The sequence below is a fragment of the Thalassospira sp. A40-3 genome (assembly GCF_015871485.1).
GTDB lineage: Bacteria > Pseudomonadota > Alphaproteobacteria > Rhodospirillales > Thalassospiraceae > Thalassospira > Thalassospira tepidiphila.
The window spans coordinates 48,525-61,434 of record NZ_CP065428.1; the positions used below are offsets into that span (position 1 = coordinate 48,525).

General features: G+C 54.3%; 13 protein-coding genes. 5 read left to right on the forward strand and 8 right to left on the reverse strand.

The features are described 5' to 3' along the window. Positions 1–17: 17 nt before the first annotated feature. Genes IT893_RS00185 through IT893_RS00195 form a run of 3 tightly spaced genes read right to left on the reverse strand, consistent with a single transcriptional unit; the run spans position 18 to position 3,117 of the window. Positions 18–1,520, reverse strand: coding sequence for a tripartite tricarboxylate transporter permease (locus tag IT893_RS00185; RefSeq protein ID WP_197146452.1), 1,503 nt, complete (start codon positions 1,518–1,520; stop codon positions 18–20). 16 nt (positions 1,521–1,536) lie between these two features. Beyond that, positions 1,537–2,067 carry a tripartite tricarboxylate transporter TctB family protein gene (locus IT893_RS00190; protein ID WP_197146453.1) on the reverse strand — a complete coding sequence of 177 codons (531 nt, stop codon included), beginning with the start codon at positions 2,065–2,067 and terminating at the stop codon, positions 1,537–1,539. A gap of 60 nt (positions 2,068–2,127) precedes the next feature. Next, positions 2,128–3,117, reverse strand: coding sequence for a tripartite tricarboxylate transporter substrate binding protein (locus tag IT893_RS00195; RefSeq protein WP_197146454.1), 990 nt, complete (start codon positions 3,115–3,117; stop codon positions 2,128–2,130). Between the two features lie 187 nt (positions 3,118–3,304). On the opposite strand from IT893_RS00195, the gene IT893_RS00200 reads away from it, so the two are divergent. Continuing rightward, complete coding sequence (locus IT893_RS00200; RefSeq protein WP_063085894.1) at positions 3,305–4,210, forward strand: LysR family transcriptional regulator; 906 nt, start codon at positions 3,305–3,307, stop codon at positions 4,208–4,210. Positions 4,211–4,293: 83 nt separating this feature from the next. Here IT893_RS00200 and IT893_RS00205 read toward each other — a convergent pair whose 3' ends face one another. Both IT893_RS00205 and IT893_RS00210 read right to left on the reverse strand, forming a co-directional pair. Further along, the gene (locus IT893_RS00205; protein WP_197146455.1) at positions 4,294–4,923 is read right to left on the reverse strand and encodes a LysE family translocator; all 630 of its coding nucleotides are present in this window, start codon (positions 4,921–4,923) and stop codon (positions 4,294–4,296) included. Between the two features lie 49 nt (positions 4,924–4,972). Further along, positions 4,973–5,692 (reverse strand): M48 family metallopeptidase, encoded by a 720-nt coding sequence (locus tag IT893_RS00210; RefSeq protein WP_197146456.1) that lies wholly within the window; start codon positions 5,690–5,692, stop codon positions 4,973–4,975. Between the two features lie 218 nt (positions 5,693–5,910). On the opposite strand from IT893_RS00210, the gene IT893_RS00215 reads away from it, so the two are divergent. The 3 genes from IT893_RS00215 to IT893_RS00225 all read left to right on the forward strand — a co-directional run bounded on the left by IT893_RS00215 (position 5,911) and on the right by IT893_RS00225 (position 10,137). Then, on the forward strand, positions 5,911–7,131 hold the full coding sequence (locus IT893_RS00215) for an argininosuccinate synthase (protein ID WP_064788119.1): 1,221 nt from the start codon (positions 5,911–5,913) through the stop codon (positions 7,129–7,131). Positions 7,132–7,243: 112 nt separating this feature from the next. Then, a complete protein-coding gene (gene truA / locus IT893_RS00220; RefSeq protein WP_063085885.1) occupies positions 7,244–7,990 on the forward strand; it encodes a tRNA pseudouridine(38-40) synthase TruA in 747 nt (248 codons plus the stop codon). A gap of 443 nt (positions 7,991–8,433) precedes the next feature. Then, complete coding sequence (locus tag IT893_RS00225; protein WP_197146457.1) at positions 8,434–10,137, forward strand: methyl-accepting chemotaxis protein; 1,704 nt, start codon at positions 8,434–8,436, stop codon at positions 10,135–10,137. 77 nt (positions 10,138–10,214) lie between these two features. On the opposite strand, the gene IT893_RS00230 is transcribed toward IT893_RS00225, so the two are convergent. Beyond that, positions 10,215–10,940, reverse strand: coding sequence for an LrgB family protein (locus IT893_RS00230; RefSeq protein WP_063085879.1), 726 nt, complete (start codon positions 10,938–10,940; stop codon positions 10,215–10,217). Then, positions 10,937–11,305 (reverse strand): CidA/LrgA family protein, encoded by a 369-nt coding sequence (locus tag IT893_RS00235; RefSeq protein WP_063085876.1) that lies wholly within the window; start codon positions 11,303–11,305, stop codon positions 10,937–10,939. Before IT893_RS00235 ends, IT893_RS00230 begins: the two co-directional genes overlap by 4 nt. 197 nt (positions 11,306–11,502) lie before the next feature. Here IT893_RS00235 and IT893_RS00240 point away from each other — a divergent pair, with 197 nt between their 5' ends. Then, on the forward strand, positions 11,503–12,561 hold the full coding sequence (locus tag IT893_RS00240) for a hypothetical protein (protein WP_197146458.1): 1,059 nt from the start codon (positions 11,503–11,505) through the stop codon (positions 12,559–12,561). Here IT893_RS00240 and arsC read toward each other — a convergent pair. Further along, a complete protein-coding gene (gene arsC / locus IT893_RS00245) occupies positions 12,558–12,893 on the reverse strand; it encodes an arsenate reductase (glutaredoxin) (RefSeq protein WP_197146459.1) in 336 nt (111 codons plus the stop codon). The genes IT893_RS00240 and arsC overlap by 4 nt on opposite strands. Between the last annotated feature and the right edge of the window lie 17 nt (positions 12,894–12,910).

Consider the following 12,910-nt stretch of genomic DNA (forward strand, 5'->3'; position numbering starts at 1 on the left):
TTATCTTCTTGTTTGGGTCAGGACGCGGATGCGCTGGTGGCATCGCGATTGTCGCGCCATTTCTTCCATTCGCGGCGAATGGTCAGAATGACGAACAGAACGGTCAGGGCAAAGAAGCCCCATGAAATCCATGACTGGAAGAACACACCCAGATCACCGCGCGAAATCGCCAGCGACCGGCGCATATTGTCTTCAAACATCGGGCCAAGGATAAAGGCGATCAGGAACGGGGCGGCCGGGATGTTGAGCAACATCATGGCAAAGCCAACCACACCCATCACCAGAAGGACGGTGACATCAAACGGGCTCGCTCCGATGGAATAGATGCCATAAACGCACAGGATCAGAATGCAGGGCAAAAGCAGCGTCTGGGGAATGCGCGAAATCTTGGTAAAGGCACCGGCTGTTGCCTTGCCTGCGACAAACAGGAAGACCGAACTAAACAGGATGCCGATAAACAGCGCATAGACATCGCCCAGATTGTTCTGGAACAGAAGCGGGCCGGGGGTCAGGCCATGGATCATGAACGCACCCAGCATCACACCGGTAATCACATCACCCGGCACACCAAGGGCCAGAAGCGGGATCATGGTTGCACCGCACGCACCGTTATTGGCAGATTCCGACGCGGCAATGCCTTCAAGCTCGCCTTCGCCGAACTTGTCCCCGTTTTTCGAGGTCCGGCGCGCTTCGCTATAGGAAAAGAACGCCGCGGTCGACGGGCCGATGCCAGGGATCGCGCCCAGGATCACGCCAATGATTGATCCGCGACAGATCGATTTGATCGATCCGCGAAACTCGGCAAGGGTCAGGCGGTTGTCGCCCAGTTTCATCGCCGCCGCATTATCTTCCGGGCGGAACACAATCATCTTGATCAGTTCCGGGAGGGCAAACAGACCGATCAGAACCGGCACCATGCCAAGACCCGATTTCATGTCTTCGGAAAGCGCAAAGCGGAACGATCCGTACATGTCTTCGCCAACGGTTGCCAAAAGCAAGCCAAGGCAGGCCGAAATGATGCCCAGAACCAGCGAACGGCCCGAAATACTTGCCACAATGGTCAGCGAAAACGCCATCAGCATAAAGAATTCCGGCGGACCCACCCGCAGCGCAAATGTCGCCAGCGGGATGGCGAGGAAAAACAGCGAAATGTTGGAAATGAAATCGCCGATGCAGCTTGAAATCAGCGCCATATTCAGCGCCTTGCCACCCTTGCCGGCCCGCGCCAGCGGATAACCGTCAAGCACTGTGCAGGCGGCCGATGCGGTCCCCGGCGTCTTGATCAGGATGGCCGAGATTGATCCGCCGTAAGTCGAGCCCTTGTACAGCGCAACCAACAGCAAAATACTGGTAACGGGCGACAGATAGAACGTAAACGGCAGGGCCAGGGTGACGGCCATGGTCCCGGTCATGCCCGGGATCGCGCCAATGATCACACCGCCCCAGATCCCGGCAAACATCGCCAGAAAATTCGGTAACGTTGCCACCTCCTGAAAGGCGTAAAGCAATTCATTCCACATAACGATGAACTCTCAATCAGATCAGGGTGGTCAGGTGGGAAATGTTCGCCGACAACAGCTTGCCCTTGGGGAAGGGCGTATGCGTGACTTCGGTAAACAGCAGATACAAAAGAACCGGGAAAATGACCGCAAGGCCGATCATCCAGAACTTGCGTTCGAAATTGCCCGTCATGATGAACAGCACGCCAAGCAACAAAACTGTCGCCGGGACAAACCCGATCAGCGGCATGCCATACACAAAGGCGGCAAACACGATCAGGATACCGGCAAAACGCATCAGATGGGTCTTGTTGCCAAGGATGCGGTTGCCAAAACCTTCTACCTGATTACGGCTGGCTTCGCGCATTTTCGGGAAGGTCAGAACAAGCGCAACAACCCCCATCACCAGTCCGACAATGGCGACAACCCGTGGCCACATATCGGGCGGCGGGGCAAAGCCCGGAATGAAAGACGGAACCTTCACATAGATCGGGATCAGAACGAACAGGATGACGGCAAAGAACACCGTTGCCACCAGTCCGGCATAGAAATCACGATTTTGGTTCATGGTTCCGTCTCGCATCAAAAGTCTGAACTAAACGACGTTGGTAGGGTCAGGACCTAACGCTTACTGGATGTAGCCGAACTTCTTGGCCATGCCGTTATAAAGCTCGAACTGGCTTTTGACGTAGGCAGCCGGGTCTTCGTCGCCAATGATCGAGGTCGAACCACGCTTCTTCGCAAGATCAAGCCATTGCTCGTTGGTCGCAACCTGACCCAGGATCTCGGTCCATTTTGCTACGACGTCTTCCGGAAGACCTTTGGGCGCATACAAGCCGCTCCAGCCGCCAACCTGACCGGCCTGGGCATAGCCCAGTTCTTTCGCGGTCGGAACATCCGGCAGGGATGCCATGCGTTTTGGCGAATAGACCATCAGCGGACGCATTTTACCGGCTTCGATGTGGGGCATCAGCGAACCAGCAGCAATCGCCAGGAAATCAACGTGACCGCCAAGCAGGGCAGCGGCCAGGGCAGAGCCGCCTTTATATGGCACGAGGGTGGATGCGGTCAGCGGGTCAAGACCAACGTCAGACAGCAATGCCTGAACCGTAAAGCCGTCAATCGCGGTGGGGCCGGATGCGGCATAGGTGGTGGCACCATTGCTGTCTTTGATTTTGGCAATCAGCTCGTCGATGGTCTGGATATCGGAATTGGCGTTCACCGCCAAAATCATCGGCGTTGCTTCAAGCATGCCAAGGAAGGTGTAGGCATCCCAGCCAACCGGGCTGTCGGTATAGACGGCCGGATAAAGCGCCATGCCAACACGCGACAGAAGAAGGGTATAGCCATCCGGGTCGGCTTCGGAAACGAAGCGCGCGCCATTCATGCCGCCATTGCCGGTCTTGTTGACCACAACAACCGGCTGCCCGCCGGTATAGTTGCTTGCGGTTTCTGCCAGCGCACGGGCGGCCAGGTCAGATGCACCGCCGGCACCATAAGGTGCGACCAGCGTAATGGCTTTTTCGGGATAGGCGTCTGCCTGCGCGGTCGAAATCATGGATGTGGTTGCAAGGATTGCGGCAGCGATCCCGGCTGCTTTCTTAAGCTTGTGAAACATTTTCATGTCTCCCTGGGTGGTGGTGGCAGAATTGCCGAAGCTCAGACTGGTTTTCACTCTGTCTTTTGTTTTTGTGCCTTCTTGCATAGACAAACTATAACCGGTGACGCAAAAAATTAATTCCAGTATAACTAATTTACATACTGAACAGCGTTCTGCGGCCGAAATCCGGATTTGGGAAAGCACGATGAAACTGCGCGAACTCGAAAGCTTCAATGCCTTTATGACCCACGGTTCTGTGACGGGCGCGGCGCAGGCGATGAACATCTCGCAACCGATGGTCAGTCGACTGTTGAACAATTTTGAAAAATCGGTCGGGTTTGAACTGTTTACCCGCAAACGCAACCAGCTGATCGCGACGTCCGAGGCCCAGCAGTTTCATGCAACCGTGCTGCGATCGCTGAACGCCTTTCGCGAGGTCGAAACCCAGGCGCGTGCGATTGCCAATGATCAGTTGGGTGCGATCCGTATCGCCGCCCAGCCGATCTATGTTGATACCTATCTGCTTGATGTTGTTGCGAAGTTCAAACAGGCCCATCCCAAGGTTTCGATCAGTATTACCGATACGGGCCTCGAAGGGATGTTGGATATGATTGCCACCCGACAATGTGATCTTGGCATCGGCATTACCCTTGATCTGCAGGACCCGGATGTGGTGATCACCCCACTTGCGCAATCGCGTGCCGTCTGTCTGATGCCGGTCGATCACAGGCTGGCGAAGTTTGAAACCATCGATATCGATTTGCTGCGCGGCGAAGACTTTGTCGAACTTTCCATTGGCTCGCCGCTTCGCACCAAGATCGACTATATTTTCCAGATTGCTGGCTGGCCGCGCAAAATCGCGGTCGAGGCCCGCACCATCCGCACGATCTCGCGCCTGGTTGAACGCAATGTCGGTATTTCCGTCAGTGACCCGTTCGCAGCTCTTCTGGTCGACACCAACAAGGTGGTCGCCCGCACGCTCACGCCCACCATCGAATGGGATGTGGCACTGTTTACCGCGTCACGCGAACTGAGTGCGGTGGAAAAACGGTTTCTCGCATTTCTGCGCGCCGAATTGCCAAATCTGCGCGCCAGTGGCTGTATTGTATGAGGATTTGATTTGGCCCTATTTGGGGCGATACTCCGGAATCGGCCTATTATTCACTGAATTTGAATAATGACCCCAATTATTCACTATTTCCGGTCAAAGGCCAGCTTGGCTGCAAGGCCTAAAAAGATGCAGCCGGTGGCGATCTGAAAGGCGCGCGCAATCTTCTCTGATCGCGACAGAACCTGGCCAATTTTCCCGGCAAAACTCCCCACCAGACAATTGATAATCGTCCCGCCGATATTCAAAATCAGCCCGAAAATCAGGAACTGCACCAAAACCGACCCGCGCGACGCATCAACAAACTGCGGAATAAACGCCAGCACAAACACAATGATCTTGGGATTCAATAGGTTAACGACAATCCCGTCGCGCCAGGCGGTGAAGGCGCTGGAACGCTTGGTTTGCGCGGGTTTCAGGTGTTGGTCGGTGCTTCGAAATGCGCCAATCGCCAGCCACACCAGATAGGCAATCCCGGCCCAGCGCAGCACATCAAGTGCCACCGGATGGGCCGCGACAAGCGCCGCCAAACCAAGTCCGGCAAGCATGGTGTGGATCAGCGCACCGGTTGCAATCCCGAAGCTTGCCGCATTACCCGCCATCGGTCCGGATTTGATTCCCTGTCCCAGACAAAACAGCATGTCATTGCCCGGCGTCATGTTCAGCGCCAGGGCGGTGGGGATGAAAATCGCCAGGGTTTCCAACGGGATCAGCATGGTTTACGTCCTTTGGGAGGAAATGTGAGGGTTCCTCACATTTCAGTATTTACGCGCTTCCAGCCCCGTATCGATGAAGCGCCGCGCCATGTTTCTTGAGCCAGTGTTGCTGCTTTTTCGACGGGCCATACAAATCATCGACCACGGCCCAGAAACGTGCGGAGTGATTGAGCTCCTGCAAATGCGCGACCTCGTGGGCGACGACGTAATCAAGCACATCTTCAGGGGCCAGCACCAGCCGCCAGCTGAACGACAGGTTGCCCGAGGACGAACAACTGCCCCAGCGTGTGCGGGTGTCTTTGAGCGAGATGCGATTGACCTTTTTGTTGATCTGTTCGGCATAGGCATGGGCGCGCGGGGCGATTTCAAGCTTGGCCTGTTTTTTAAGGAAATCGGTCACCCGGCGATTGGTGTGTTCCGGCTGGCCCGAGACCCAGATAACGCCCGCCTCAACCCAGACTCCGCGTTTGGCATCGGGCACGGCACGGATGGCGTGGTCATGGCCCATGAACGGAATCCACGCACCGGGCATAAATTGCACCCGTTCGGGCAGGCGGTTCATATGGGCCGCGACCCAATCGCCATGCTGATGGAGCATCGAAATCGCCATTTGGCGCGAGACCCCGTTGGGCACGACAATTTCGACACCGTCAAATGCCGGATCAATGCGCAATTTGAGTCGCGTCGCGCGCGCACTTGGCCGCAATCGCACCGGCAACGGGCCGATTTTGGGCATATCGATCTCGGTTTCTTCGATGTTTTTGATCATTCGGCGCGGATTTTTCCAAAAGAGAGGCAAAAAGTGCGATCTTTTTGTGCCTTTTTCGGGCCAAGCCCATCTTGGGTCTTGCCCCCTAGTAGTGTTTTCCTATACTCCGCGCTCAAGGTCTAGGGGCGATTTGCGACATATGGGTTGCAGCCCCGACAGGACGCAGGCGTTTGGTGCCGCGCCCTGCATTACATCGGAAGAAGAAAGGCGTCACTCCCATGAGCGATCAGGTCAAAAAGGTCGTCCTTGCCTATTCAGGCGGTCTGGATACCTCCATCATCCTGAAATGGCTTCGCGAAGAATATAACTGCGAAGTCGTGACCTTCACCGCCGACCTCGGCCAGGGCGAAGAGCTGGAACCGGCCCGCAAAAAGGCAGAAATGTTCGGCGTCAAACAGATCTTCATCGACGATCTGCGCGAAGAATTCGTCCGCGACTTCGTCTTCCCGATGTTCCGCGCCAACGCCCTTTATGAAGGTGTTTACCTGCTCGGTACCTCGATCGCGCGTCCGCTGATTGCCAAGCGCCAGATCGAAATCGCCGAAGAAGTTGGTGCAGATGCCGTTTCCCATGGTGCGACCGGCAAAGGCAACGACCAGGTTCGTTTCGAGCTGGGTTATTATGCCCTTAAGCCGAACGTGAAGGTCATCGCACCGTGGCGCGAATGGAAGCTGAACTCGCGTACGGCTTTGCTGAACTTTGCCCGCGAGCACCAGATTCCGATTTCGGCTGACAAGCTTGGTGGCGATGAGCCGCCCTATTCGACCGACGCGAACCTTCTGCACATTTCCTATGAAGGCAAGGCGCTGGAAGATCCGTGGGTCAAGCCGGACGAAAATATGTTCGAGCGCACCGTATCGCCGCAGAACGCCCCCGATGCGATCACCACGATCGAGATCGAGTTCGAACAGGGCAACCCGGTTGCGATCAACGGCGAACGCATGAGCCCGGCCACTTTGCTGACCAAACTGAACGAAGTTGCCGGCAAGAACGGCATCGGTCGTCTGGATCTGGTCGAAAACCGTTATGTCGGCATGAAGTCGCGCGGTGTTTACGAAACCCCGGGCGGTACCATTCTGTCGGTTGCACACCGTGCGATGGAAAGCATCACCCTTGATCGTAATGCCGGTCACCTCAAGGACGAGCTGATGCCGCGTTATGCCGAGATGATCTATAACGGTTACTGGTGGTCGCCGGAACGTCAGGCCCTGCAGCGCCTGATCGACGAGACCCAGCGTACTGTGAACGGTGTTGTGCGCCTTGATCTGTACAAAGGCAACGTTACCGTCACCGGCCGCAAGTCGCCGAACTCGATCTACTCCGAAGAGCATGTCACGTTCGAGGCCGACACCGTTTACAACCAGCGCGATGCAGAAGGCTTCATCAAGCTGAATGCGCTGCGTCTGCGTCTTGGTTTTGACCGCGACGGCATGAAGTAAGTTTCCGCAAGCAATTGTGGAGCGGCAAGCGAGGGGCATTTTTGCCCCTCGTTTTCGTTTGAAAGCCAAGCTATAAGCGGGCTCTTAACCTGTTCAGATAATTATATCGGTCATGCAGCGCTATAAATGTACCGTCGAATATGATGGCCGCCCCTATCACGGCTGGCAGTACCAGGACGAAGTGATTTCGGTTCAGAAGGTCTTTGAGACTGCGATCGAAAAATTCGCCGGTGTATTCGTGCGCGTCTATGTGTCGGGCCGGACCGATGCCGGTGTGCATGCACTGGGGCAGGTGGTGCATTTCGATCTGCCGAAATACTACCCGGCGGAAGCGGTGATGAATGCGATTAACCATCACCTCAAACCTGATCCGGTGGCGATCAAGGAATGCGAGGAAGTCACGGAAGACTTCCATGCGCGGTTTTCGTCAAAGAAACGATATTACATGTATCGCATCATCAATCGCCGCGCCCCCCTGACCTTTGAGGCGGGGCTGGCCTGGGGTGTTTATAAGCCGCTTGATATTGATGCGATGAACGAAGCGGCCCAGCACCTGATCGGGACGTTTGATTTCACAAGCTTCCGGGCCAGTGAATGTCAGGCCAAAAGTCCGATCAAGACGCTGGAAAAGCTTGAAGTCACGCGCGGGATCGAAAACCCGCTTGAAATCCGCGTCCATACCGAAAGCCGGTCTTTCCTACATCATCAGGTGCGCAATATGGTTGGCACACTTGTGCTGGTCGGGAAGGGCGCCTGGAAGCCGATTGACGTTAAAACGGCTCTTGAGGCCAAGGATCGCAGTGCCGGCGGCCCGACCGCACCGGCCGACGGGCTTTATTTCGTCAAGGTCGATTACTGACACCGATCAGATCGAGATCCGTTCAGCGTCTGAAAAATTCAGCAGACGAATATTCAGCCTGACCTTTGCGCATTACCTGTGCGCATTTCATCCTTCCCGGACCTCGTTGTAGAAAAAACGGTGCACAGGCGAAATTTTTTTCGGTTTTCTGTCTACCACTCCCCATATGACGCTTATTGATATGGTTGTTCATCTTATGGGTAGGTGTTCACCTATCGGTAACGAACTGTAATTACACTATTAATTAATCTTTAGTTGGATGACTCGCGTTCAGGTTGCGAAAAGTCTGTACGATAGTATTGCTCTATACTAAAGTTTAATTTATAGGATTGTATATCTTATATCTCTGCTGAACCAGGCGACCAAGACCCGGGAAGAAGCTGAACCGCCGATCTAGTTGCTAGAGGGGCTCGTCGGTGACCAACGATGAAATGAGAGTGAGTATGTCGAAAAGTTTGATTTTCAAGGTGGCTCTCGCCGCCGTTGCGATCCTGATTGCGGGCATCGCGCTTCTGGGCTTGCTGATCATGCAGCGCATCGATGACAAGGTGGCAAGTGACAGTCTTGAATCGCAGAAACTGAACCTTCGCGTTGCTGCGATGATTTTCAAGGATAATTATCCCGAATTTTCCATGAAAATCAGTGAGGATGGTGAAACCTCCGATCTCGTCATTCCCGAAATTCCGGATCTGTCGTCACACGAAATGATTGACTCGATCGGGGCCGCCACCGGTCAGACGGCAACCGTGTTTGCCTTCGTCCCGGCAGAGCAGGACTTCGTGCGTGTTTCGACCAACATTATCAAGCCGGACGGTCAGCGTGCGGTTGGCACCATGCTGGGCAAGGGCAGTGCGGCCTATCAGCCGATCATGTCGGGCAACACGTTCCGGGGCGAGGCGCTTATTCTTGGCACGCAATATGTAACGCAATATTCGCCGATCAAATCGCCGACCGGTGATACGCTTGGCATTCTTTATGTCGGGATCGAGAAGGCGCAGGTTGCCGAAGTGGGGACAGAGATCGAACTGCGGATCGCGATTGTCGGTATTATCGTTGCCATCGCGTCTGCTGTGTTGCTGTTCCTGTTGCTGCGCTGGCAGCTTGGACCGCTGCGTGATCTTGGTCAGACGATTTCCCGCTTTGTTGAACGTGACTTTTCCGAGGAAGTTTCGTTTACCGATCGCAAGGACGAGATTGGCGTGATTGCCAATGGTCTTTTGCGTTGGCGTGAAACGGCGGAAAAAATGGGTGAGGCCGAGGCCGCCCGGGTGGAAGCCGAAAAACGTGCCGAAAAGGAACGTTTGGAACAGCGTAACCGTCTGGCCCACGAGCTTGAACAATCCATTGGTCAGATCGTTGCATCTGTACGTCAGTCGTCGACCGGCATGCAGAAATCGACCGAACTGATGCGTGAGTCGGCCAATCATTCCCTGACCCAAAGCCAACGAGTGTCCGAGGCCGCCAATGATTCGGCACAGAGCGTTCAGACGGTTGCAGCCGCGACCGAAGAACTTTCCGCCTCGATCAGCGGCATCGGTGATCAGGTCCGTGAATCCACAGCGATTGCCGAAACTGCCGTCGGTGAAGCATCGCGTGCCAACGAAATGGTTGGCGGTCTGGCCGAAGCAGCCGAGCGCATCGGTGAAGTTGTCAGCCTGATTAACGATATCGCGGCCCAGACAAACCTTCTGGCGCTCAACGCGACAATCGAGGCTGCCCGTGCGGGTGAAGCCGGCAAGGGCTTTGCGGTTGTGGCGCAAGAGGTCAAAAACCTTGCCAACCAGACCGCCAAGGCAACCGACGAAATCGCCCAGCAGATCGGGGCGATTCAGGGCGAGACCAGGGTCACGGTCGAGGCAATTGAAAAGGTCACGCATACGATTTCATCAATCAGCGAAATCGCAGCAGGCATTTCATCGGCAGTGAGCGAACAGAACGCCGCCGTCAATGAAATCGCCAACAGCGCGACCAGTGCATCGTCCGGTTCGAGCGAGGTTGTCGCCAACATTAACGAGATTCACGAAGCTGCGGCTAGCAGTGGGGCAGCCGCCAGTGAACTTGATCAGAATGTTGGTGCGATGGCTAAGCAGATCGACAGTCTGCAAAAGACCGTGTCGAACTTCCTGTCGCAATTGCGCGCAGGCTGATCGGATCACGTTTGCGGCGGGATACCTGCCGTGGAACCAAATAGAAAAAGGGTGGGCATATGCCCACCCTTTTTTGTTTAGCCAAATATCCAGTGCCACAGGAACGGGATGGTCAATGCGGTGGCAAGGGTATTGAGCCCCATGGCGAGGCCGGAAAAGGCCCCGGCGGTTTCATTGACCTGAAACGCCCGCGCCGTTCCGATGCCGTGTGATGCCACCCCCATGGCAAAGCCGCGTGCGCGCCAGTCCTTGAGGCGGGCCATATTCATCACCATCGGACCAAGGGTTGCGCCAACAATGCCCGTCGCGATTACGCAAACCGCGGTCAGGGCCGGAACACCGCCGATATTTTCCGCAATCCCCATGGCGACCGGGGTGGTGACGGATTTCGGGGCCAAGGATGCCAGTGTTTCCGGACTTGCGCCCAGTGCCCAAGCCAGAATGACCGTGCTGGCACTGGCAACCAGTGATCCGAACAAAACCCCGAACGCGATGACCGGAAGCGCACGTTTCAGCGTTTCGGTCTGACGAAACAGCGGGACGGCAAGGGCCACGGTGGCCGGACCCAACAGGAAGTGGACGAACTGCGCGCCTTCGAAATAGGTGGCATAGGGTGTGCCGGTGACTTTGAGCAACAGGGCAATCAGGGCAATGGCGATGACCACCGGATTGCAGATCGGGTTGCGGTCGCTTTTTTGATACAGCCAGAAGCCAATGGCGTAGGCGACAAGGGTGATGGTCAGCCCGGTCAGTGGTTTGGCCGACAGGTAAACCCAAAGCTGGGTGATATCGGTCTCGTTCATTGCCCGTCCTCCAGACTTTCGCCCGGTTTGGCCTTGGGCAGCAGTTTCGACATTAAAAGGGCGGTCAGCACCATGGCCAGCAGGGTGGAAATGATCAGGGCGGCGGCAATCGGCAACCAGTCACCCTTAAGACGATCAATCTGGGTGACCACGCCGACACCAGCAGGAACGAACAGCAAGGAGAAATGGATCAGCAGATTGTCTGCCGCATCTGTGAGTACCTTGGGCGGGTTGCGTTTGATCAGAAGGCCAACAAACAGCAGCACCAGACCAATGACCGGTCCGGGAACCGGCAGATCAAACAGTTCCGAGACCACTTCACCAAAGAGCTGGCAAACAAGGATCAGGGCAAAAGCAGCAATCATCAAAAACCTCCCCACAGGCACATGCATGTTTTTCTGCGTAAGACATAATAGGCTTCGGGAAGTTCGACTTTTATTAATTACGCAAAACGCCCGTGCCGAGCTGGCACAGGCGTTTGAATTCATATTGATTCCGATAGAAAAAATCGAAAATAATTACCGTAAAAGTTCATCAATCAATTGATTAAAGAGAAATTCTTATGCTTGATTTTACTGAGCTGTCTCGTGATGGAATTGGGTTAGAGTTGCTAACACGAGAACTTGCACTTCGAATTGGCTTGCATCCCAACTGGACTGGCAAAGGACCAGATAGTGGTCGTGATTTGTTGGTGGTTGAAGTTTTAAAGGGAACTTTGTCGGATGTTGAATCTCGCTGGTTAGTAGATTGTAAATATTCTTCTAGACCTACCAATGCAGTTAGTGTCGATGATGTAAAAGATATTAGAGATCGATGCGAAAGAGTTGCCGCTGACGGTTTTCTACTTGTTTGCAATACATGTCCGTCATCTGAGCTTGTGAAAAAACTTGATGAACTAAGTTCTCAGGGAAAAGTGAAGACAGCTATTTGGGATGGTGTGGCTCTGGAAAGAATGCTTTTGACGCCAAATTGTTTTTCATTGGCGCAACAATTTTTTCCGATTTCGTTGAATGGCTCAAAGTGGCAAATTTTCTTTACTGAAAAAGAAGAGCGTTGGTTGGCTCACTTTCGTGGATATTTCTTTTATCTTGAAAGTAGATCAGGTCATGAAGCACCTGCTTTCTCTGATCTGGAGAGAGTTCTGCAAGAAATAGAGAGTGTAACACTCAATCCGGGTGAGCAGTTGCGTCCTCGCGCAATTTGGCATGATACGCCTAATGGAGCGTTCTATAACGTAGCAGTCGATTACCTTGTTCCGTCCGACAGCGCACCTAGTATGGGGCCGAAAGATCTGTCGAAGTTATTGGACAGCGGATGCGTGTGCGGTGGGCAGGTGCTTTGGTTCATTATCCCGAGGATTGTGATTGTTCAATCAGACTATTTTTCCCCAGATGATCATAGGTACTACGACGAGTTTAATCGGCCATTGTCAGCTGCCTTTTTCCATCTAGAAGAACTAAGTGAAGACGGGGTTATGAATAAGTGGTGGAACATTTGTCCTCCACTGATTCGGACTTTCAATGACCAAGTAATATGGCAGAAAAATAAGGTGAACTTTGGATATCAAGATTTCCACGGAGTTGAAGCTGTGATTACAAATTTTGGTCAATCTAGTGATTAAATTATATCTAATACTCGTTCAGGCGGTCGACCAAGAATAGCTTTGTTGCCATTGACCACAATCGGGCGTTCAAGCGCGCGCGGATGGGCGCAGAGGGCCTCGATCAACTCGTCCCCGCGCAGATCGGCAATGCCTTCTTCTTTGGCTTCTTTTTTGCGCAGGATGTCCTCGGGTTTCATGCCGAGCATATCGAGCAGGCCAGAGAGTTCCTGCGGGGTTGGCGGGGTGTCGAGATAGGCGATCACGTCGGGCGTGATGCCCTGTTCTTCGATCAGGGCCAGGGTCTGGCGCGATTTCGAGCAGCGCGGATTGTGATAGATGCGGACCATCATGGTTGGGTCTCCGTATC